This window comes from Sphingobium sp. TomMM7A (genome assembly GCF_055397305.1).
Map to the genome: position 1 here is coordinate 720961 of NZ_AP027311.1, position 21567 is coordinate 742527.

The window sequence follows — 21567 nt, forward strand, 5'->3', positions numbered from 1 at the left end:
GATTCCGAACCAGTTGGAAAGATTGACGGGCGCGCGCTGTCCTATAGGGCGAGGAAGCCATGGAGAACAGGGGGAACGAGGTCCAGCACAAGTCGGCGCCATCGGAACGGGTGCAGGGTGGCGGGCGGCTGGAATGGATCGATGTGGCGCGCGGCATTGGTATCATCGCCGTGGTGGCCGGACATGTGTGGAGAAGCGGCCCTCTCCGAGATGCGCTCTACAGCTTCCACATGCCGTTGTTCTTCCTGCTGTCGGGCCTGCTTTCGCGTCCTCAGCCGCCCAAAGGATTCGCCCTGCGGCAATTGGCGTCGCAGATGCGTCCCTATGCGGCCTTCCTGGCATTACTGATCATTGCGGATCAGATTATTGAGCCGATGAAGGGGCAGCGGCCTATCTTCAACCAATGGCCGGACGACATATTGCCGATCCTTCTTGGCGGATCATGGCTGCGCGGTCCCTATACCATATTCTGGTTCGTGCCCTGCCTGATGGCCGCGCGCATCCTGTTCAATGCGCTGCTGTCCCGTTGGCCCGATCCTCTCGACCGGCGCTGGCTTATCGCGATCATAGCTGTCTCTGTTGTAGCCTATGTAGCAGGGGAGGTTACCCAGACGTCCGTGTTGGGGTTGCTGTCCGTGCCCATGGCTCTTGTGCTGCTCTGGATCGGAGCCGTGTGGCAGCAGGTGCCGTGGAGGCATTGGATGTGGCTCCCATTGGGCGCGCTGGCTCTGGCGGGGCTATCCGGTCTGCTTCCCACGCTTAACATGAAGGCTGCCGATTACGGGTTGCCGATCCTGTCGCTCGCTTCGGCTGTAGCGACGTCGTTGCTGATCTTCCGCATTTCTGTCCATGTCGCGCCTTTTGGCGGATGGTTGGCGGCAGTGGGCAGGGCCTCACTTGTCATCATGTATCTGCACGTCGCGGTCATCCATTACCTGTCACCCCATTTGGACAAGCCTTGGTTGCTGCTCCATGCGCTGCTGTTGCCCATCGCCGTCTATTATCTTTTGCGCGCCAGCCCGGTCGGCGGTCGCCTGTTCCTCTGAAAAAAGAGGCCGGTGCATCCATCCTATGCACCGGCCCCTATCGTTGTGCCTTGCGACCCAAGGCTCAACCGCTGCACCGAGAGGGGAAGAGTGCAGCCAAATTTCTACCCGTGCAGCTTGATTGCCGTCTCCGCGATCCGCCGTCCCTGATACCGGGCGCCTTCCAGTTCATCCTCGTCAGGCTGACGGCTGCCGTCGCTATGCGCGATAGTCGTGGCGCCATAGGGTGCGCCGCCACGCACCTTGTCGACGCCCATCTGCCCGGCGTGGCCATAGTCCAGCCCCACGATCACCATGCCGAAATGCAGCAGATTGGTGATGATCGAGAATAAAGTCGTTTCCTGCCCGCCATGCTGGCTGGCAGTAGATGTGAAGGCGCCGCCCACTTTTCCGTTAAGCGCGCCCCGCGCCCAAAGGCCGCCTGCCTGATCAAGGAAAGCTGCCATCTGGCTCGACATGCGGCCGAAGCGGGTGCCGGTACCGATGATGATTGCATCATAGTCGGCAAGTTCCGCCACGGTCGCGAGCGGCGCATCCTGCTCCAGCTTGAAGCCCGCATTTCGGGCGACCTCCAAGGGCGCGGTTTCGGGCACTCGCTTGATCTCGACCTGAGCGCCAGCGGCGGTCGCGCCCTCCGCAACAGCCTTCGCCATCGTTTCGATGTGGCCGTAGGACGAATAATAGAGAACCAGCACCTTAGCCATGAAGTGTCTCCAGTCTTGGTAATGCATTGATCGGAAAAAGGTTTCTTGAATAATGCGACCGCTCGCCCCCTCAGGGGGGCAAGGTGAGCGAGCGGCCGATAGACCTTCCGGGCCTATTCGCTATCGACGAGGACGATTTCGCTATCCTCGATCGCGGTGATCGTGATGGGCTGGCCGCCCAGGATCGCAGCGCCGTCGCGCGCTTCAAAGGTCTGGTCGTTGATCTCGACCCGCCCTGTGGCGGGCACGAGATACAGGTGCCGTCCCTCCGCGCTTTCATAGGTGACGCTGGTGCCAGCCTTTATGGTGCCGCCCAGCAACCGCGCGTCGGCGCGGATGCGTAGCGCCTCCTCATCCTCAGCATGGCCGCTGGCCAGCACGACCAGCCGTCCGGCACGATCGCCCTTCGGAAAGGGCTTGGCGCCCCAGCTTGGCGCGTCGCCCTGAGCCTTGGGAATGATCCAGATCTGAAACAGCGTGCTCGTCTCATCCTCGAGATTATATTCGGAGTGGCGGATGCCGGTGCCTGCGCTCATCACCTGAACGTCGCCAGCTTCTGTCCGACCCTTGTTGCCCAGGCTATCCTGATGCGTGATCGCGCCCTTGCGAACATAAGTGACGATTTCCATGTCGCGGTGGGGGTGCGGAGGAAATCCGGTGTTCGCCGCGATCTCATCGTCATTCCACACGCGGATCGCGCCCCAACCCATGCGGTCAGGGTCATGATAATCGGCGAAGGAGAAATGATGGCGGGCGTTGAGCCAGCCATGGTCGGCATGACCAAGCGTCTCGAAGGGGCGACGCTCGATGCGGTTTCCTGCGGCGGTGATCATATTTGTGCCTTTCGTTGCGGCGGGAAAAGCGTTCCCGCTTGCTTGCAACTGATTTAGCGATCAGGATCGTTTCTTAAACCAGCAGCATTGAAACGGATTGTTTCCTTTATGCGTCTTCCTGACCTTGAAGCCTGGGCGATGTTCGCCGCCGTCGTGGAGCATCGCAGCTTCACCGATGCCGCTAAGGCGCTCAGTGTATCGAAAGCGACGGTTTCAAAGGCCGTCACACGCCTTGAGCAGCATCTTGAAACCAGCCTGTTCAACCGCACCAGTCGCCGCCTTGCCCTGACCGAAAGCGGCAAGCGTCTCGCCAGTCACGCCGCCCGGATTTTCGAGGAAGGGCAGGCGGCGGAGGAAGCTGCTCGCCAGGATACCGACGAACTGTCCGGAACCATTCGGCTAGGCGCGCCGATGACGTTCGGATTACTCCGCATCGCGCCGCTGGTCGCGCAGTTCGCCAAGCTTCATCCCGCCGTCGACATCAATCTTCATCTCTCTGACGCGCGGATAGACATGATCGAGATGGGGCTCGACGCCACCCTCCGCATTGCCGACATGCCCGACAGCTCGCTCCGCGCGAGGCGGTTGGGTGACGTCAAGATGCATGTCACCGCTTCTCCCGCCTATTTGGAGGAGCGGGGCAGGCCCAAGCATCCGTCCGACCTCGGTGCCCACGACTGTCTTTGCTATGCCAATGCGCCGACGCCTGACGTATGGCGCTTCTCGGGGCCGGGGCAGCAGAATGTCGTGATACAGGTAAGGGCGCGCCTAACCGTCAATAGTGGTGAAGCGATGCTGCCCGCGCTCCGGGCAGGCATAGGCGTTGCTCGGCTGCCCGATTTCATAGTGGGCGAAGCGCTCGCTTCAGGTGAACTGGAGGAGGTCCTGATCGACTGGAGGCCGCCGCCACTTGGCTTGCATTTGGTCACGCCGCCCTCGCGCTTGCGGCCTGCGCGGGTCGAGGCGCTGCTCGACTTCATCGCTCGCAACCACGGTTGCTGAAGCTTCGTTGCGCAGGTGAATCTATCTTGACTCAAAATGAATCACTTCGACAATAAATCTTTTCAAACAGATTCAAATTCCGGCGACTCGCGCATTTCTGCGGGTTAGCGAAAAATTAACCTTTGTCCTTCAGAAGTTTTTTGGTTAATGAATTGGAGCAGACGCCGTTCTTAGGGGTTGACGGGATCTGCAAGGACAGGGGCTTCAATATGCGCGTTCTGCTAATAGAAGATGAACCGACAACGGCTAAGGCGATCGAGCTTATGCTCACGACCGAAGGCTTCAACGTCTACACTACGGACCTTGGCGAGGAAGGGCTCGACCTGGGTAAGTTGTATGACTACGACATCATCTGTCTGGATTTGAACCTGCCGGACATGCACGGCTATGACGTGCTGAAGAAGCTCCGCGCCGCCAAGGTGCAGACGCCGGTGCTTATCCTTTCTGGCATTGCGGAGATGGACAGCAAGGTTCGCTCCTTCGGCTTTGGCGCCGATGATTATGTGACCAAGCCTTTCCATCGCGAAGAGCTGATCGCGCGCATTCACGCCGTGGTTCGCCGGTCTAAGGGCCATTCGCAGTCTGTCATCCGCACGGGTAAGCTGGCCGTCAATCTGGACGCCAAGACCGTGGAAGTGGACGGCAACCGCGTCCACCTGACCGGCAAGGAATATGCAATGCTGGAGCTGCTCTCGCTCCGCAAGGGCACGACCCTGACCAAGGAGATGTTCCTTAACCATCTCTATGGCGGCATGGACGAGCCCGAATTGAAGATCATCGACGTCTTCATTTGCAAGCTGCGCAAGAAACTGGCTTTGGCGTGCAGTGGCGACAATTATATCGAAACCGTCTGGGGGCGTGGCTATGTGCTGCGCGATCCTGATGAAGCGGAAGAGGTCGCGACCAAGGTCGCCTGACCCTGCAACCTTGCGCGGGTGTTAAAAGGCCGGTGATCCCATGGGATCATCGGCCTTTGTCGTTGATCGGGCCGCGATCAATCTCTCCTGATATGGAAAAGGGCCGGTGACCACTTGGATCACCGGCCCTGTCTTGTCAGGCGGAGGGGCGGAAAGGGGGCGGGCTTAAAGCCCGAAGTGGGGAATCCGCCCGAGTGGGGTCAATTGTCCGCCTGACTGGACGACGTGCTGTCGCTGGAGCCTGATGCGTGGCCGCTTCCCGATAGCGTGCCGGTTGCATTAAGCGCCGCGCCTCCATTGAGAGCGTTGCTGGCGCTACCGGCTGAGTTTGCCGCGCCGGACTGAGCCGCGCCAGACGCGTTACCGGCCGCCGATCCAGCACCGCTCAGTGCGCCACCGGCCCGGTTGCGTGCCGCTTGTGCGGTAGCACTGGCTTGCCCTTGCGCCGCTGCACCTGCCGTGACCGCGCGATCTCGCGCTGCGCCCGCCGTCTGGCTGGCCTGATCCCGCACGCCGCCCACTGCATTGGCGACATCATTGGTGCCCAGCGTGTCGGCGGTCAGGCCACCGCTCGCCGATCCGCTGGCCGAGGCGTTTGCGCCGTGGCTCTTTCCCTTGTGGGTTACAGAACCAGTGGCGGCGCCGTCAGCCCGGCCAGAACCAGAACCCTTCGCCGCAACCCGCCCATTGTCCAGATCGATGCTGCGGTCGAGGCCGATGCTGCCCGAGCCGCTCAATGCGCCGCCGAGCGATCCACCAGCGCCGCCCAGAGCGCCACCCAGGCCACCGCCCAGACCGCCACCGCCACCCAGAAGCTGGGCAGACGCAGGAACCGCAGTCAGGGCGGCAAGGCAAGCAGTGGCAAGAATGATTGTCTTCTTCATCGATCGTCTCCTTGTTCGTTTTCGATCCGATGCAAGGACAACGGGATGGCGATGCGATTTAATTCCTGGCGCCGAAATATTTTTGACAAGATTCTGATATTCAATCCATATTTCTGCAATTGCCGCAGATAATACCATGCCCGAATGCCTTGCTGCTTTCCGGCTTGGCCTCCTCGATCAGCCCCGTCAGGCTACCGTTCACAAACAGCCGCCCCGCGACAAGCGGCGCGGCGAAAGAGGTGCCTCGCACGCTGCCCTTGCCGCCATCGGTGCGCGCGGCATTCATGTCCGCGCCGGGCGCCGCGAAATCCACATGCCGGGCGCGCCCCGCTTCGGGAAGCAAGCGCCCGCGGCCATCTACGCCCGTCACCGCCACGACATCAGGATAGGATGCGGGATAGGCGGGTGGCGCAGCCGGACCGTCATTGCCGACCGCCGCTACCACCGTAACGCCCTTTTCACGCGCCAGCCGGATGGCTCCTGCCAGCAGAGGATTATCGGGTCCGACCAGGCTTAAGGTGACGACGTTGACCCCGCGCGCCGCCATCCATCCCAGCGCTCGCACGATCGCGAAGGCACTGCCGCCCGCTGGATCATCACCATAAACATCTGCGACCAGCAGCGGCGTACCCGGCGCCGCGCCCCGAATGGACCCGGTTCCACTGATCAAGGACGCCACCGCCGTGCCGTGCGAACTGGCACGAGGCGCGCCGCGAACGAAGCCGCGCTGCTCGACCGCGCCAGTGAGTGACGCGTGACGGGCGACGCCACCATCGATCATTCCCGCCGCTCGAGATCGGACAGGCCCTGTCCCCGCCAAGGCTGCACTCCCCGACTTGGGCGCCGCACCGCCGGGGAAATAGAGATTATCCGCGCTCACCTCCGCCTCTGGTGCGATCGAGCGCACCTGCTTCAACGCGCGGGAGAGGCTCCGGCCGGGCGGCACCGCGAGGCGCGTTAGGGGCAGGTCGATCCCCTCAATGGCCTCGCTTGCCACCGCATAGCCCGCGCGACGCAACGCTTCGATGCTGGTCTGCTTGGCACCCGTCAGCAGGATGACGCCACGCCGCGCGGCCTCTTTCCGATCGTCCAGTTCCACGCTGTCGCCATGCCGTCGCAGCAGATCACCAATCCGTGCCGCTCTCGCCGCCACGAGGCGTTCTGCCAAGCGGGTGGGAGGAACCCGATTCAGCGCGCCTTCCGCGTCGTTGAGCAAGTCCGGAACCATCCCTCCTACCTGCCCCAAGGCCCCATTGGGGGACGGCAACAATTGTGCTTGTGCCGCCGGACCTGTCAGCAGCAGTCCCGCAACGATCCAGGAACGTAGGGCCTTCATCTCTGTCTCTTCATCCTCGACTGGCGCGGAGGCGAATTTTCCGCTCCTTTCGCATCCATAATGAGTCATCGCGAATTTATTTCCGGTAGATATACGTCTTCGGGGATGAAACGAATGGGCACAGCCGTTTCATCCTTGAACAAGTGATGGAGACCGGATGTCGTTCGAAAACGATCTGTTGGCGATCCTCCCCCGGCTGCGCCGCTTTGCCGTCAGCCTGTCGAGGGATCGGGCCGATGCGGACGACCTTTGCCAGGCAGCGCTGGAGCGAGGGCTGCGGGCGCGCGAACAATGGCAGCCGGGGACTAGGTTGGACAGCTGGATGTATCGTATCATGCGCAACCTCTGGATCGATGAAGGCCGTTCGCGGCAGCGCGCCGTGCGGACTTTCGCACCCGAAGAGGCAGGCGAGCATGTCGGCTATGCTGGCGATCAGCATGTGGAGGCGCACGTCATGCTCTCCGACGTCGATCGCGCGATGCAGGCTTTGCCGGACGAGCAGCGGGAAGCCATCGCGCTCGTTCTCGTGGAGGGGCTATCCTACAAGGAAGCAGCCGAAATTCTGGGCGTGCCCATGGGTACGTTGACCTCGCGCTTGGTTCGTGGACGCGGCGCCCTTATCGAATTGCTGGGAGAAGCAGCATGACCGACATTGATGAAGCCATGCTGATCGCCTGGGTCGATGGCGAGCTGGACGAAATCACTCGCCGCCGCGTCGATCGCGCCGTTGCGGACGATCCTGCTTTGGCCCAGCGCCTGGAAATGCACCGGCATTTGCGGCAGCGTCTTTCCGGTCACTATGCGCCGGTTGAAGCTGAACCTGTGCCACAGGCTATGCGTGCGCTGCTGGAGGAACGGGCGAAGGTCACGCCCATCACCCGTGCCGCAGCCCCCAAATGGCGCAGCTGGGGCATCAGCGGCGCGATCGCTGCCAGCCTTGTCCTGGGTCTCGGCATCGGCCGTTTGTCGAGCGGCCCCGCTGGACCAATTGCGGTCAAGGATGGCGTCATGGTGGCGAGGGGTGAACTCGCCTCCGCTCTGGAGACGCAACTGGCTTCGGCACAGCAGGAAGCATCAATCCGCATCGGCCTGAGTTTTCAACGCGAGGGCGGAGGCTGGTGTCGCAGCTTCGAAGGCAGTGCCCTGTCGGGAGTGGCTTGCCGGGAAGGGGAAGGCTGGCAGGTTCAGCAACTGATTCCCGGCGCCCCGCAGTCAACGGATTACCGCCAGGCATCCTCCGCCGATGCTCGCATCATGGCTACGGTCGGTGCCCTGATGGAAGGCTCCCCCGCTGACGCGACCCAGGAGGCAGCCGCAAAAGAGAAGGGCTGGCGTTGAACTTCGGACGTCTTCCCGTTCTGGCTAAGTCTGCAAATACCAGCGCTCCGTGCCCTCGAGGCCGATCGCCGTCAGTTTGCCGCTGTTCCAGGCGCCCGTGTCTATGCCGATCCGGTTGGCCTGCTCATCGACTTCGCCGGTGATGCTGTGTCCATGGACCACCATATAGGGATGGGCTTGCCGGTCATGCAGGAACTCACCCCTGATCCAGCGCAGGTCGGCTGCATCCTGCTTCTCCAGCGGTAGACCGGGCCTGATCCCGGCATGAACGAACAGATAGTCGCCCATCACAAGACTATCCGCAAAGCCGTTCAGGAAATCGACATGCTCACGGGGCACATTTTCCAGCATCCATGACGCGATGTCCTTGTCCGTCATCGCTGTGCCGACGCCGGATTCCAGCCCATAGCTTTCAAGCGCGGCCAGGCCCCCAATGCGGCGGCAATAGCCCGCATATTGCGCATCGCCCTTCGCGGCGCCGACAAAGACCTCCTCATGATTGCCTTTGATCAGGTGAAAATTCGGGGATGCCCGCCACAAGGATATTGCATGCTCTATGACGGCGGCGGATTGTGGCCCGCGATCCATCAGGTCGCCCAACAGGATGAGATGACAGGGTAGGGGAGCGCGTGCCGAGTCATCCTCATCGATCAACCGCAGCAGTTGTTCGAACAGGTCGAGCCGCCCGTGGATGTCCCCGATGGCATAGACTCGCCGATCGCTGCCTATATCGGGCACGAACGATGGCGCTGGCGATGAGCCGCGGCGGAAAAACTTCAGCATGACTGGCGCCGATCGATATTCATCCTCGCCCTTGTCGCACGTCCCCTAGAGTCGAGGCAATGTGACGCCTTGCTGCCCCATATATTTCCCCGCCCGGTCGGCGTAGCTGACCTCGCACGGCTCATTACCCTTGAGGAAAAGGAACTGGCAGGCCCCCTCATTGGCGTAGATCTTGGCGGGGAGGGGCGTGGTGTTGGAAAACTCCAGCGTCACATGGCCTTCCCAGCCCGGCTCCAGCGGCGTCACATTCACGATGATGCCGCACCGTGCATAGGTGGATTTGCCAAGGCAGATCACCAGCACATCGCGAGGCACCCGGAAATATTCGACCGTCCGGGCGAGCGCAAAGCTGTTGGGCGGAATGATGCAGCAGTCGGTCTTGCGATCGACAAAGCTGTTCGCCGCGAAATCCTTCGGGTCCACCACCGCGCTGTCGACATTGGTGAAGATCTTGAACTCGTCTGCCACGCGCGCGTCATAGCCATAGGAGGACAGGCCATAACTGATGCAGCCGTCCCGCCGCTGATTTTCCACGAATGGCTCGATCATCCCTTGGGAAATGGCCTGCTCGCGAATCCACTTATCCGACAAAATCGACATGATTGTTCTTAACTCTTCCTGGAAGGATCATGACCCAAATCATTGGGTCCAAAAGAGAAAGGCAAAAGTTCGGCGACGCTATGCTGGACCACGGAGTCGCCATCGCCCGCCGCACAATAAATAGCGATGGGCCGTCCCGCCACCTGCTCTGCTTCGTTCAGTATCTGGCGGCATCGTCCGCAAGGCGTTATCGGATCGGCACTACCGCCGACGACCGCAATGGCCTGAACATCGCAAAGCCTCCCCTGCGCATTGGTTGCCGCCAGTGCCACCGTCTCAGCGCAAAGCGACAGGCCAAAGCTCGCATTTTCGAAATTCGCGCCGACTACCACCTCACCATCGGACAACCGCACGGCCGCTCCGACCGCAAAGCGGCTGTACGGGGCATAGGCATTTGCCCTCGCCGCGCGCGCTGCCTCGACCAGCGTTCTGACGTCTTCACTCGTGTTCATGGCGCAACCACGCCCCATCTCACCGGGCCATCGATGCCATCGATATGACGCATGTCATTCGCCGTCCACATGACCCATCGGCGGGTAGCATAATCAGGCGGGAAGAAGTTTCCATCCAGCCAGAGCGTCCGGTTTATGCCCGACGCAATGTCATATTCTTCCTCGAAAGCCTTTGAAATGTTGAGGAGTACCGGCTTGCCTGCATTGCTCTCAACCAGGTTCACCAGCGTATTGAGTTCAGACAGCACCGCGTCCCGCCCCGGCCGCGCAGTGCAGCCAGGATCAAAGTCGAGCCGGATCACTGGGGGCAGGGCGGCATTGTCCCGTGGCACTGTCGTGACGAAGCGTGTCGCCTGACCGGCCCCGCGGCCGCACAGGCTAAAATCCAGCACAGCGCCGTAACGCAGTCCCGATGACCGCGCCGCAGACCAGTTCCGCGCAAAGGCGGGATCGCGGCCCTCTGTGCCCTTGGCCGCTCTTATATAGGCGAAATCGACGCCATTGGCCGCCAGCGTGCCCCAATCGATCGCGCCTCCGTCGGCGGAAACGGCCACCCCCTGAACCGGGTAGACGTCGCGCCCCGGCGCCCAGCGGCAGGCATAGCTCCACGCCCCCAATGCCAACAGGCCAATGACCAGCGCGCCCGCAAGGATGCGGACCAGAAACCGGCCGGAAGAATGCTGGCGAATGTCCCCTTACCCCTTGATATGCAGCACGCAGATGAGCGTGAACAGGCGTCGCGCCGTGTCGAAATCGACCTTGATCTTTCCATCCAGCCGCTCGATCAGCATTTCCGCCGCGTCATTGTGGATGGCCCTGCGCGCCATGTCCACCGTTTCAATCTGTTGCGGGGAGGCATTGCTGATTGCCTGATAATAGCTGTCGCAGATCGCGAAATATTCCCGGATCGGGCGCCGGAACCGGCCCAGGCCGAGGATGATCGCCTCCAGCGGCTCGCCATCCTCCCGCTTGATCTCGATCACCAGCCGCCCATCCTCGACGCGCAGCAGCACGCGGTAGGGGCCTGCATAATCATCGGCATGGGTGCGCTGGGGCGCGAAATAATTATCTTCCAGCAGGTCGAATATGGCGATCCGCCGCTCCTGCTCCACATCGGCGTTGCGCCAAAGGATCGTCCGCTCGTCAAGCGTGATGTCGATGATGCGCGGGTCGGTCATGGGTCCATAGTCCCTGCTGCTGCCGACGGCGAAAAGCAAGGGGGAGTTCTCCACAGCTTTGCCTGTCGGGACATAGCTTGCCCCTTGCGCAGAACCCCGGCGAGCGCGATGAGAGGCGCATGGTCGAACTGGTGCAGATTAATCCCGCCGCAGAAGCAGGCATCCCCGAACTCCCGCGCAACGTGGAGGCGGAAGCCGCGCTGCTGGGCGCGCTGATGATCGACAACCGCATTGCCGAGGATGTTCAGCTCAAGCTCAAGGCGGAGCATTTCTTCGAGCCCCTACATGGCCGCATCTACGAAGCCGTGATGAAGCTGGTTGAGCGCGACATGGTCGCCAATCCGGTCACGCTCAAGCCGATGCTGGAGCAGGACCCGGCGCTCAAGGAATTGGGCGGTGTCGGCTACCTCGCGCAGCTCACGGGGAACGGTGCCGCGCTGCTCGGCGCGCGCGATTTCGCCAGCCAGATTTATGACCTCGCACTTCTGCGTCAACTTGTGAATGTAGGGCGAGAACTGGTTGAAAATGCTCTCGATACCAGTGAGGATGTTAATCCGCGCGAACAGATAGAGATGGCCGAAGTCGCGCTCTATAAAGTATCCGAGGGCGAGGGTGAAACAGGCTCCGTCAAAAGCTTCGCCACCGCCACCACCATGGCCGTGCAGGTGGCCGAACGCGCGCTGAACAGTGGCGGTCACGTTTCGGGCATCACCACTGGCCTCAACAGCCTGAATGAAAAGATCGGTGGCCTTCACAATTCGGATCTCATGATCCTCGCGGGGCGTCCAGGTATGGGCAAGACCTCGCTTGCCACCAACATCGCCTATAATGCCGCGTCCCGCTGGATGCGCGACCATGTCGATGGCATCCCGCCAGAAAAGAATATGGGCGCGAAAACGGCCTTCTTCTCCCTCGAAATGTCCGCCGATCAGCTGGCGACCCGCGTGCTTGCCGAACAGTCGGGCATCAGTGGGGAGGCGCTGCGCATGGGTAAGATCAGCCGCGCCGATTTCCAGAACCTGTCTCGCGCCGCGCGCGACCTTCAGGAACTGCCGCTTTTCATCGACGATACGCCAGGTCTGACCATCGCGGCGCTGCGTACGCGTGCGCGGCGGCTGAAGCGTCGTCATGACATTGGCCTCGTCATCGTCGATTACCTCCAACTGCTTCAGGGCAGCGGCCGGGGCAGCGATAATCGCGTGCAGGAAATTTCAGAAATTTCGCGCGGTCTCAAGACCTTGGCGAAGGAACTTAATGTTCCGGTTCTGGCCCTTTCCCAGCTTAGCCGCGCGGTCGAGCAGCGCGAGGACAAGCGCCCGCAGCTATCCGATCTGCGTGAATCCGGCTCGATCGAGCAGGACGCCGACATGGTCTGGTTCGTCTTTCGCGAGGATTATTATGTCGCCGCGAAGGAGCCGGGTAACAAGGAGAGTAGCGAGCATCTTGAATGGGCGCAGGAAATGGAGCGGATCTACGGCCTTGCCGAACTGATCGTCGCCAAGCAGCGTCACGGTTCGACCGGCCGTATCCGTATGAAGTTCGACGCGAAGATCACCCGCTTCTCCGACCTCGCGGACGGCGGATATATGGGCGATTATGAGTGATTGACCGAGTTCGGGTCAGCTCGAACTAAGGGGCTACGGCGCTCAACCGGTAATGAGCGCCTGCAACACCGATATCAGACCAATCAGCCCAACCATATAGATCAGCGTCCGCACCACCGGCACGCCCATCGCGTAAAGCGGAAGATAGACGATCCGCGCGCCCAACCACAGCCATGCGCCGATCGCCGTCAGGTCACTCGTTCGTCCCGCAACCACCACGCCGAGCAGCGCGACGATCGCGATCGGATAGGTCTCAAGGAAATTAGCCTGCGCGCGCACCAGCCGTCCTGCGACAGGCTCCAGCGGCGGCAAGGTCTCATCCCGCGCGCCCATATTCCACTTCGGTCCATATTGCTTCGTCTTGAAATGCGCCGCCGCAAAAATATGCACCAACAGGAGCACACAGCTCCACGCCAGTATCTTGAGCTCGATCGCCATGCGGTATCCCCTTTCCACAGGTAAGAGGGCTACGTTATCGCCATTCCTGCGCTCGCGCCATGAGGCTTGCTCGACAGAACGATACCGTTCGATTATGATTGGCCAATACTGACAACTGATCTGAGCGAGGATAACGACGTGATCATCTCCCGGCGCCGTGCCCTGACCCTGCCGCTTCTCGCCAGCGCCTGGTCTGCGGCTTCCGCCGTCGCACGCGAACTCGGCAAAGGCTCAAGGCTGCAATATACGGGCAATCCCCTGCGCCTGCCGATGGGCGTATGCGATCCGCAGATCCGTATTTTCGATGACGTCGCCTGGCTCTATGCCACCCATGACGCCAGCCCGACGAGCCGCACCTTCACGATGAAGGATTGGCAGATCTGGCGGAGCGACAATCTTGTGCACTGGTCCCATGAGGGCACGCTACTCCCTGAACAGACCTATTTCGGTAAGCCGAGCAGCCGATGCTGGGCCACTGACGCGATCCGCCGCAATGGCAAATATTATCTTTATTTCTCCATGGGTCCTGAGGATATCGGCGTTGTCGTCAGCGACGCGCCCGCAGGTCCGTGGCGCGATCCGCTGGGCAAGGCGCTTATCGCCAAGGGGCAGGTTACTACGGAAACCCGCGATCCCGGTATCTTTCAGGAAGCCGATGGCACCAGCTACATCGTGTTCGGCACCTTCGATTATTATATCGCGCGCCTGTCCGACGATATGATCTCGCTCGCCGAAACGCCGCGCAAGATCACGATTGCCGATCCCGAAGGGCCTTACGGTCCGGGCAAGACGGACGACAAACCATTCCTGCACCGCCGAGGCAAATATTATTATCTGTCATGGGGGACCTATTACGGGATCGGCACGTCGCCCTATGGCCCCTTCCAGTGCAAAGGCCCCTTGCTGCTGCCCGAAAATGTGGAGCCGTCTTTCCTCAACGACAGCTCTATGCGCGGTCGCTATGCGCCACCCCCCGGTTTTAAGCCGAAGAACTGGCTGAACTTCGACCGCCATGGCTCCTTCTTCAAATGGCGCGGTCGCTGGTTTTTCGCCTGCAACGACCAATCGCAGGAAGGCACGACACCGCTGTTCCGCCAGAGCGTGATTTTCGACGTCCACTATCTGCGCGACGGCCGCATCGCGCCACTCAAGCTGACGGCGAAAGGTGTCATTTCCCCACGTTAGCTCTAGGTGAAGCGGCCGAGTTCCTCCGGGCCGAATGCGACTGATTTTGCGGGGGTGAAGGGGGCGGGTGTCGGACCTGGAGACCCCATCCCCCAAATTTTCCTTCGCCATGGGCAAAGCATTCTGAATTGAAACGGTTGAGCGCTTCCGCCATCTGGCCAGCATGGCCGAACAACTCCCTGCTACCGTCTTTCTCGTCGGCGCGGGTCCGGGTGATCCGGAACTGCTGACGTTGCGCGCTGCGCGCCTGATCGCGCAGGCGGATGTCATCGTGCATGACGGATTGGTGTCGGCCGAGATATTGGCCATGGCTTGGGTCGATGCTGAATTGATTTCCGTCGCCAAGCAGCGCAGCCGCCATTCGATGCCGCAAGAGGGCATCAACGCCTTGCTCGTGGAACTGGCGCTTGCGGGACGTAGCGTCGTGCGGCTGAAGGGCGGCGATCCTTTCGTCTTCGGTCGCGGCGGCGAGGAAATGGAAGCATGCCGCGCTGCTGGCGTGCCGGTCGAGATCGTGCCGGGGATCAGCGCGGCGATCGGCTGCGCGGCGCAGGCGCAGCTTCCTCTCACCCATCGCGATGCGGCGAGCGCGGTGACCTTCGTCGCGGGCCAGTGCAAGGGGCTGACGGATCAGGACTGGTCCGGGCTTGCTGGCCATGGCCGCACGCTGGTGATCTATATGGGCGTGGCGACGGCGGCGGATATCGCCGACAAGCTTATCGCCGATGGCGTGTCGCCTGCCATTCCGGTTGCGGTGCTGGAAAATGGCACGCGTTCCGATATGCGCACGCTGCGCACCCTGCTCGCCGATCTGGGCGACATGGTGGCGCGTGAAAAAGTAAAAAGTCCGGCCCTGATTGTGGTCGGTGAAGTGGCGGCCTATGCGCTGGCGCAGGACGTGCTGGCTGGCTGGGCCACACAGGCGAACAATGGGGCGGAGATGCATTCGTGAAGATTTTGACTGGCAATGACCTTGGCACCGGGGACGTGATCTGGTGGGCGGGCGACGGCTGGTCGCGGCAGGTCGGCGAATCCGTCGATGTAGGCGACAAGGGCGACGAGCTTGCCCGTGCCGAGGAAGCCGCGCTGCGGGTGGTCGCTCCTTATGTGATCGACGCCACCCTGACCGACGAAGGCGTGCGCCCGGCCCATATCAAGGATCGCATCCGTGCCCTGGGGCCGACGGTGCGCCCCGACCTGACGCTTAAACCGAATGACGCCGATGCCGGCAACTGGGTGATCTGACCATGTATCGTTATGACAGCTATGACCAGTCCATCGTGGACGCCCGCGTCGAGGAATTTCGCGATCAGGTGCAACGCCGCCTGGCCGGGCAACTGACCGAGGATCAGTTCAAGCCGCTGCGCTTGATGAACGGCCTCTATCTCCAGCTGCACGCCTATATGCTGCGCGTCGCCATCCCCTATGGCACGTTGAACGCGCCGCAAATGCGCAAGCTGGGCGAGATCGCGCGCAAATATGACAAGGGCTATGGCCACTTCACCACGCGCACGAACCTGCAATATAATTGGATCAAACTGGCCGATGCGCCCGACATCCTCGCCGAACTGGCGACGGTCGAGATGCACGCCATCCAGACCAGCGGTAATTGCATCCGCAATATCTCGTCCGACCAATATGCTGGCGTCGCCGCCGATGAGGTGACGGACCCGCGCCCTTGGGCCGAGCTGCTGCGTCAGTGGTCGACCTTCCATCCAGAATTCACCTATCTGCCGCGCAAGTTCAAGATCGCGGTGATCGCCAGTGAAGAGGATCGCGCGGCGATGCGGCTGCACGACATCGGCCTGAAGCTGGTGTCGCGCGATGGGCAGATCGGCGCGGAAGTTTATGCCGGTGGCGGCATGGGCCGCACGCCGATGGTCGCCCCTCTTATCAAGGACTTCGTGGCCGAAGATGAGATCGTACCTTACTTGGAAGCGTGCCTGCGCGTCTACAATCGCTACGGCCGCCGCGACAACAAGTACAAGGCCCGGATCAAGATCCTGGTCCATGAGCTGGGCGTCGAGGAATATAAGCGTCAGGTCGAGGAAGAGTTTGCGCATATGCGGGAGCTGGGCCTCAACCCGCCACGTGAGGAACTGGACCGCATCCGGCCCTTCTTCGCCAATCCGACTTATGATCAGGGTCTGAGCGACGAGATCGACCGTAGCGACCCCGCCTTCGCCCTGTGGGTGGACCGGCAGGTCGCGGCACACAAGCAGCCCGGCTATGCGATCGTCAACATCAGCCTGAAGCCGCGCGGCGGCATTCCGGGCGATGCTTCGGCCGAGCAGATCGAGTTGGTGGCGGACCTCGCCGAACGCCATTCGCTGGACGAACTGCGCGTGACCCATGCGCAGAACCTTGTCCTGCCGCATGTGAAAAAGGCGGACCTTTATGCCATCTGGCAGGAGCTGGACGAGGCCGGGCTGGCGGAAGCCAATCTGGACCTGATCGGCGACATCATCGCCTGCCCGGGCCTGGATTATTGCAGCCTTGCCAATGCGCGGTCGATCCCGCTGGCTCAGAAGCTTTCGGAACGGTTCGCGGACGTAGGCCGTCAGAAGGAGCTGGGCGAGCTGAAGGTCAAGATCTCCGGCTGCATCAACGCATGCGGGCATCATCATGCCGGGCATATCGGCGTGCTGGGCGTGGATCGTAAGGGCGTGGAGAATTTCCAGCTCTCGCTCGGCGGATCGGGCGCGCAGGATGCTGCCGTCGGCCAGATCACGGGGCCGGGCTTCTCGGAGGACGGCGTTGTGGATGCCATTGAAAAGGTCACCGACCTCTATCTCGCTCAGCGTCAGGAAGGTGAGCGCTTTCTCGACACCTATCGCCGTCTTGGCATGAAGCCCTTCAAGGAGGCGATCTATGGTTGAGTTCCTGACTTTCCGCGACGGTGAAGCGGCGCAGGAACCGGCCGTTACGGTCGAATCCTTCACCGGCCAGTCCAATTCGACCGCCGTGCGGATCGAGGCGGGTGAGGATGCGCGCGAGTTGCTGCCCTATCTCGACCGGCTGTCGCTGGTTGAGGTGAACTTCCCAGCCTATGGCGACGGGCGCGGCTATTCGGCGGCGCGTATCCTGCGCGAGGCTGGATATTCGGGTGAACTGCGCGCGGTGGGCGATGTGCTGGTCGATCAGATCAACGCCATGCGCCGCTGCGGTTTCGACAGCTTCCGCCCCGACAAGGCGCTGGACGATGCCGCCGTCGATCGCGCCCTTAATCGTTATGCCGACGTCTATCAAAAGACCGTCGATGGCCGCAGCCCGGTTTGGGCGAAGCGGCACCCGGAGAGTATAGATGGCTGAACCTGCCCGCCAGCTTGACGTAATCGACGCCCGGCCTGCCTTCACACAGGCTGACGCGGACGCGCTGAACGCGCGTTTCGAAGGCGTAGATGCATTAACGATGCTCAAGACCGTCTTTGCCGAAGGTCTGGCAGGCAAGGTGGCGGTTGTGTCTTCCTTCGGCACGGAAAGCGCCGTGCTGCTGGATCTGGTGGCGCGGGCGGATAAGAGCGTGCCGGTGATCTTCGTCGATACGCTCAAGATGTTCACGGAAACGCTGAACTATCGCGATACCCTCATCAGCCGGATGGGTTTTTCCGACAGCCGGTCGGTCACGCCCAATGCGGAAGTGCTGGCGAAGAAGGACGAGACGGGCCTGCGCTGGTCCTATGATCCTGATGGATGCTGCGACATCCGCAAGGTCGAGCCGATGCAGCGCGCCAAGGATGGTCTCGATGCGTGGATTTCTGGGCGCAAGGCGTTTCAGTCTACCACGCGCCAGAATATGCCGCGTTTCGAGGTGGAAGATGGCCGCCTGAAGATCAACCCGCTCGGCGATTGGACGAAGGACGATCTGGAAGCCTATTTCACCGACTATGATCTGCCGCGCCATCCTCTGGAGGCGCAGGGTTATCTGTCGGTAGGCTGCGAACCGTGCACCTCGAAGGTGTTGCCGGGCGAAGACCCCCGCGCCGGGCGCTGGCGCGGTTGGGACAAGGTGGAATGCGGCATTCACTCGCCTGTGACGCCTGTCCCGGCGCCCGTGGTTGATCCGGAAGACCCGGCTAATCAGCCTGTGTTCTGATAAAATGAGCCGACTTCGATTGGCGAAATGAACAGCGGCATCGCGTCGTCCCAGAGGAAGTTGGGATGACGCGATGCTCGGCCGATCCCGTGCGGCTGAGGATGTAAGCTTACGGCTTTCGCTGGCATGACGCCGGGAGAACTCCGCTCAATCCCCCATCCCACTGACATCCACTTCCTTCAGCCCAATCCCGATCGATGCCCGTGGCTGCTCGATTTCCGCCGATGAAACCGGATAGGCGCAATAATCGGCCGCATAAAAAGCGCTCGGCCGATGATTGCCGGAAATGCCTAGGCCTCCGAACGGCGCGGAGGACGAAGCGCCGTTGGTCGGCCGGTTCCAGTTGACAATGCCTGCCCGGATATTCGCCCAAAACTGATTATATTGCTCGGGCGACCCGCCGATCAGGGAAGCCGACAGGCCATAACGGCTATTGTTCGCCTCCGCGATCGCCGCTGGGAAATCGGGAACGCGGATTACCTGTAGCAACGGCCCGAACAGCTCTACGTCGGGCCGTTCCGTCATCGCGGTCACGTCGATAATAGCTGGGCTCAACAACGGCCTGTCTTCCGACAGGCGCACGAGATGCTTTATCGGCCGCCCGCCATGGCTCATCAGATAAAGGAAGCTTTCGGTTAGCTGGTCCGCCGCATGATTGTCGATGACCGGTCCCATGAAGGGGGCAGGGTCGGCATGCGGATGATCGACGATCAGCCGGTCGGCGATCTTCTTGACCTCGCCGATCAGCATGTCGGCCAGCTCTTCCTTGACGATCAACCGGCTCGCCGCCGTGCAACGCTGGCCGCTGGACAGGAAAGCCGACTGCACCACCAGGACGGCGGCGCTGGCGATATCGCCGGTGTCCCAGACGACGATCGGATTATTCCCGCCCATTTCCAGCGCCAATATCTTGCCCGGATTGCTGGCGAACTGCCGATTGATCGCCAGGCCCGTCGATGCCGACCCGGTAAATAGAATGCCGTTCACGTCGGCATGGGCCGCAAGCGCCTTGCCCTCATCCGGCCCGCCCAGCACCAGACGAACCACATCCTGCGGCACGCCCGCCTCATGGTAGAAGCGCACCAGCATTTCGCCCACCGCTGGCGTCTTTTCGGACGGTTTGAACAGCACGCCGTTCCCGGCCAGCAGGGCAGGAATGATATGGCCATTGGGCAGATGAGCGGGGAAATTATAGGGGCCTAGCACCGCCATGACGCCATGCGGTTTGTGCCGCACCGACTGGCGGGCGCCCATCGCCGATTCCAGCCGCCGCTGCCCTGTCCGCTCCGAATAGGCGGCCACCGAAATGTCGACCTTGTTCATCACGGCCGTGACTTCGGTTCGCGCGTCCCAAAGCGGTTTTCCCGTCTCCCGCGCGATCAGGTCGGTCAACACCTCTTCATTGGCGCGCACGACATTGACGAAGCGACGCAGCGTCTCGATGCGATAGGAAATCGGTTGTGCAGCCCAGGAGGGCCACGCCGCCCTGACCCGTGCGACCTCGGCCTCTACATCGCTAGCAGTCCCCTGCCACAACAGTGCGCCAGTGGCGGGTTCAATCGAAGTCAGCGTCGCGGACATACAGCCGATATGGCGGATAACAGCCCATTAGGGAAGCGGCGCAAAACAACTAAAACTCCTCTCCCCTTCCGGGGTCGATGAGAGGCGCGTGACTCTCATCGAGGCGGGGGAGAGGGGGGCGAGCGCAGCGAGCAAGCCCACCGCCTCAAGGCACGTCCGGACGATCCCCCATAGCCTCACCCATCCGCCGAACGGCGGCCACCTTCTCCTGCAACAGCGACCAGTCATCCCCCTCGACAATGGCGCTCCAGATCGCCTCAACCTCGTCGATATGCATCGAACAGGGCGTCGCATCGCTCCAATAGCCATGCCCCCTGTTGCCACTCGCCTCCATCCCCGCAACAGCCTCACGGAACGGAGCCCACGCCTCACCCGAATAGTCCGCCCCGTCACGCGGCTCTCCACCGCGCCAGTCATGGAAAAAAAGGTCGATCGGCGTTGCGCTCGCGGCCATGCCATTGACGGCCGCCTGGATCATGGCGTTCGCCTCTCCTGAAGGCACGACGCCCATCCGCCAGCAAAAGCGCCGAACCATCGCTTGCCCGAACAGCTCGGGAAACCGCTCCAACTGCTCGATCAACGGCTCGGCCTCGACCAATGGGCGCAAGGAAACAGCCAGTTGCGCCACGTCCCAATGGATCGCCTCTGCTTGTCGCCCAAAGGCATAAAGTCCGGCATGATCGAAATAGGCCGCCGTAAAGCCCGGCTCCCACAGCGGCGTGAAGCGCCACGGCCCATAATCGAAGCTCTCGCCAGTCACATTGATATTGTCGCTGTTTAGCACGCCATGCACGAACCCCGCGACCATGTAGCTCGCCGCCAGATCGGCCGTCCGTTCGACCACACGGCCCAGCAACTGTGCGGGCGCGTTATTCCCCGGCTTCTCGTCATAGAGCGTCCGCAGCGCATACTCGGTCAGCCGCTCCAGCAGCGGTTTGTCGTCGAAATAGGCGGCGCGCTGGAACGATCCAATACGGATGTGCGAATGGCTAAGCCGCACCATCACCGCCGCGCGGGTGGGGGAGGGTTCGTCATTGCGCTCCAGCGCCTCGCCAGTCTCGATCAGCGAGAAGGTCTTTGATGTGTTGACGCCCAGAGCCTCCAGCATTTCGGTCGCCAATATCTCGCGAACCCCGCCTTTCAGCGTCAGGCGGCCATCGCCGAAGCGGCTATAGGGCGTCTGCCCCGATCCCTTGGTGCCCAGGTCCAAAAGCCGTCCCGCACCATCCCGCAACTGCGCGAACAGGAAGCCGCGCCCGTCGCCTATGTCGGGATTGTAGGCCCGGAACTGATGTCCATGATAACGCAGGGCCAAGGGCTGGGGCAGGTTGCCAGGCAGGGGGGCGAATCGCCCGAAATGACGAATCCACTCGTCATCGCTTAGCGTTTCCAACCCTACACTGGCTGCGGCCCGGTCGTTACGGTATCGTAAAATCGTCTGTGGGAAGTCTGCCGGGGCGACCTCATCTGCGAAATCCGGCTGTAATCCGAAGATTTCCTTTGCCGGATTGTATCTGTTTGCTTGCGAGGATTTGTCCATGCGGCGATATGGGGGAGCGGGGCAGGAAGTTGCAACCGCTGGACATTTAT

Annotated in this window: 24 protein-coding genes; 12 read left to right on the top strand and 12 right to left on the bottom strand. The window is 61.6% G+C overall.

Going from position 1 to position 21567, the window contains the following annotated elements; genetic code table 11:
- Nucleotides 1-59: 59 nt before the first annotated feature.
- A complete protein-coding gene (locus tag ACZ5ZH_RS03730; RefSeq protein WP_460987923.1) occupies nucleotides 60-1046 on the top strand; it encodes an acyltransferase family protein in 987 nt (328 codons plus the stop codon).
- A gap of 104 nt (nucleotides 1047-1150) precedes the next feature.
- Here the strand turns inward: ACZ5ZH_RS03730 and wrbA are convergent, their stop codons facing one another.
- Together wrbA and ACZ5ZH_RS03740 are read right to left on the bottom strand one after the other, a co-directional pair.
- Entirely contained in the window at nucleotides 1151-1750 is a 600-nt protein-coding gene (gene wrbA / locus ACZ5ZH_RS03735) for an NAD(P)H:quinone oxidoreductase (protein ID WP_464772219.1), read from the bottom strand.
- 113 nt (nucleotides 1751-1863) lie between these two features.
- Nucleotides 1864-2583, bottom strand: coding sequence for a pirin family protein (locus tag ACZ5ZH_RS03740; RefSeq protein ID WP_464772220.1), 720 nt, complete (start codon nucleotides 2581-2583; stop codon nucleotides 1864-1866).
- Between the two features lie 108 nt (nucleotides 2584-2691).
- Between ACZ5ZH_RS03740 and ACZ5ZH_RS03745 the strand changes: the two genes are divergently transcribed.
- Together ACZ5ZH_RS03745 and ctrA are read left to right on the top strand one after the other, a co-directional pair.
- A complete protein-coding gene (locus ACZ5ZH_RS03745; protein WP_464772221.1) occupies nucleotides 2692-3585 on the top strand; it encodes a LysR family transcriptional regulator in 894 nt (297 codons plus the stop codon).
- A gap of 209 nt (nucleotides 3586-3794) precedes the next feature.
- Nucleotides 3795-4502: a response regulator transcription factor CtrA gene (ctrA, locus tag ACZ5ZH_RS03750; protein WP_196226306.1), complete on the top strand. Its 708-nt coding sequence runs from the start codon at nucleotides 3795-3797 to the stop codon at nucleotides 4500-4502.
- Between the two features lie 200 nt (nucleotides 4503-4702).
- Here ctrA and ACZ5ZH_RS03755 read toward each other — a convergent pair whose 3' ends face one another.
- Nucleotides 4703-5386: a hypothetical protein gene (locus tag ACZ5ZH_RS03755; protein ID WP_464772222.1), complete on the bottom strand. Its 684-nt coding sequence runs from the start codon at nucleotides 5384-5386 to the stop codon at nucleotides 4703-4705.
- A gap of 100 nt (nucleotides 5387-5486) precedes the next feature.
- On the bottom strand, nucleotides 5487-6791 hold the full coding sequence (locus tag ACZ5ZH_RS03760; RefSeq protein ID WP_464772223.1) for a S8 family serine peptidase: 1305 nt from the start codon (nucleotides 6789-6791) through the stop codon (nucleotides 5487-5489).
- 88 nt (nucleotides 6792-6879) lie between these two features.
- Between ACZ5ZH_RS03760 and ACZ5ZH_RS03765 the strand changes: the two genes are divergently transcribed.
- Nucleotides 6880-7368 (top strand): RNA polymerase sigma factor, encoded by a 489-nt coding sequence (locus tag ACZ5ZH_RS03765; protein WP_196226303.1) that lies wholly within the window; start codon nucleotides 6880-6882, stop codon nucleotides 7366-7368.
- Nucleotides 7365-8060, top strand: coding sequence for an anti-sigma factor family protein (locus tag ACZ5ZH_RS03770; protein ID WP_464772224.1), 696 nt, complete (start codon nucleotides 7365-7367; stop codon nucleotides 8058-8060). The genes ACZ5ZH_RS03765 and ACZ5ZH_RS03770 overlap by 4 nt, the downstream gene beginning before the upstream one ends.
- 24 nt (nucleotides 8061-8084) lie before the next feature.
- Here the strand turns inward: ACZ5ZH_RS03770 and ACZ5ZH_RS03775 are convergent, their stop codons facing one another.
- The 5 genes from ACZ5ZH_RS03775 to ACZ5ZH_RS03795 form a co-directional block, all read right to left on the bottom strand.
- Nucleotides 8085-8843: a metallophosphoesterase family protein gene (locus tag ACZ5ZH_RS03775; RefSeq protein ID WP_464772225.1), complete on the bottom strand. Its 759-nt coding sequence runs from the start codon at nucleotides 8841-8843 to the stop codon at nucleotides 8085-8087.
- A gap of 45 nt (nucleotides 8844-8888) precedes the next feature.
- Nucleotides 8889-9443: a dCTP deaminase gene (gene dcd, locus ACZ5ZH_RS03780; protein ID WP_449472091.1), complete on the bottom strand. Its 555-nt coding sequence runs from the start codon at nucleotides 9441-9443 to the stop codon at nucleotides 8889-8891.
- An 8-nt stretch (nucleotides 9444-9451) separates the two neighbouring features.
- Entirely contained in the window at nucleotides 9452-9895 is a 444-nt protein-coding gene (cdd, locus tag ACZ5ZH_RS03785) for a cytidine deaminase (protein WP_464772226.1), read from the bottom strand.
- Nucleotides 9892-10518, bottom strand: a complete 627-nt coding sequence (locus ACZ5ZH_RS03790; protein ID WP_464772227.1) for a GH25 family lysozyme — start codon at nucleotides 10516-10518, stop codon at nucleotides 9892-9894. The genes cdd and ACZ5ZH_RS03790 overlap by 4 nt, the downstream gene beginning before the upstream one ends.
- Before the next feature lie 72 nt (nucleotides 10519-10590).
- On the bottom strand, nucleotides 10591-11073 hold the full coding sequence (locus ACZ5ZH_RS03795) for a UPF0262 family protein (protein WP_196226297.1): 483 nt from the start codon (nucleotides 11071-11073) through the stop codon (nucleotides 10591-10593).
- Nucleotides 11074-11192: 119 nt separating this feature from the next.
- Between ACZ5ZH_RS03795 and ACZ5ZH_RS03800 the strand changes: the two genes are divergently transcribed.
- Complete coding sequence (locus ACZ5ZH_RS03800) at nucleotides 11193-12677, top strand: replicative DNA helicase (protein ID WP_196226296.1); 1485 nt, start codon at nucleotides 11193-11195, stop codon at nucleotides 12675-12677.
- Between the two features lie 42 nt (nucleotides 12678-12719).
- Here ACZ5ZH_RS03800 and ACZ5ZH_RS03805 read toward each other — a convergent pair whose 3' ends face one another.
- Nucleotides 12720-13115 (bottom strand): MAPEG family protein, encoded by a 396-nt coding sequence (locus ACZ5ZH_RS03805; protein WP_464772228.1) that lies wholly within the window; start codon nucleotides 13113-13115, stop codon nucleotides 12720-12722.
- Nucleotides 13116-13253: 138 nt separating this feature from the next.
- Between ACZ5ZH_RS03805 and ACZ5ZH_RS03810 the strand changes: the two genes are divergently transcribed.
- The 6 genes from ACZ5ZH_RS03810 (at nucleotide 13254) to ACZ5ZH_RS03835 (ending at nucleotide 18396) form a co-directional block, all read left to right on the top strand.
- Nucleotides 13254-14300, top strand: coding sequence for a family 43 glycosylhydrolase (locus tag ACZ5ZH_RS03810; protein WP_464772229.1), 1047 nt, complete (start codon nucleotides 13254-13256; stop codon nucleotides 14298-14300).
- A 163-nt stretch (nucleotides 14301-14463) separates the two neighbouring features.
- Entirely contained in the window at nucleotides 14464-15252 is a 789-nt protein-coding gene (gene cobA / locus ACZ5ZH_RS03815; RefSeq protein WP_464772230.1) for a uroporphyrinogen-III C-methyltransferase, read from the top strand.
- Complete coding sequence (locus tag ACZ5ZH_RS03820; RefSeq protein WP_449472101.1) at nucleotides 15249-15545, top strand: DUF2849 domain-containing protein; 297 nt, start codon at nucleotides 15249-15251, stop codon at nucleotides 15543-15545. The genes cobA and ACZ5ZH_RS03820 overlap by 4 nt, the downstream gene beginning before the upstream one ends.
- A gap of 2 nt (nucleotides 15546-15547) precedes the next feature.
- Nucleotides 15548-17179: a nitrite/sulfite reductase gene (locus ACZ5ZH_RS03825; protein WP_464772231.1), complete on the top strand. Its 1632-nt coding sequence runs from the start codon at nucleotides 15548-15550 to the stop codon at nucleotides 17177-17179.
- Complete coding sequence (locus ACZ5ZH_RS03830) at nucleotides 17172-17612, top strand: DUF934 domain-containing protein (RefSeq protein WP_464772232.1); 441 nt, start codon at nucleotides 17172-17174, stop codon at nucleotides 17610-17612. The genes ACZ5ZH_RS03825 and ACZ5ZH_RS03830 overlap by 8 nt, the downstream gene beginning before the upstream one ends.
- Nucleotides 17605-18396: a phosphoadenylyl-sulfate reductase gene (locus ACZ5ZH_RS03835; RefSeq protein ID WP_464772233.1), complete on the top strand. Its 792-nt coding sequence runs from the start codon at nucleotides 17605-17607 to the stop codon at nucleotides 18394-18396. Before ACZ5ZH_RS03830 ends, ACZ5ZH_RS03835 begins: the two co-directional genes overlap by 8 nt.
- Before the next feature lie 147 nt (nucleotides 18397-18543).
- On the opposite strand, the gene astD is transcribed toward ACZ5ZH_RS03835, so the two are convergent.
- Together astD and ACZ5ZH_RS03845 are read right to left on the bottom strand one after the other, a co-directional pair.
- Nucleotides 18544-19977 (bottom strand): succinylglutamate-semialdehyde dehydrogenase, encoded by a 1434-nt coding sequence (gene astD, locus ACZ5ZH_RS03840; protein ID WP_449472108.1) that lies wholly within the window; start codon nucleotides 19975-19977, stop codon nucleotides 18544-18546.
- A 145-nt stretch (nucleotides 19978-20122) separates the two neighbouring features.
- Nucleotides 20123-21517 (bottom strand): protein adenylyltransferase SelO, encoded by a 1395-nt coding sequence (locus ACZ5ZH_RS03845; protein ID WP_464772234.1) that lies wholly within the window; start codon nucleotides 21515-21517, stop codon nucleotides 20123-20125.
- Nucleotides 21518-21567 lie beyond the last annotated feature (50 nt).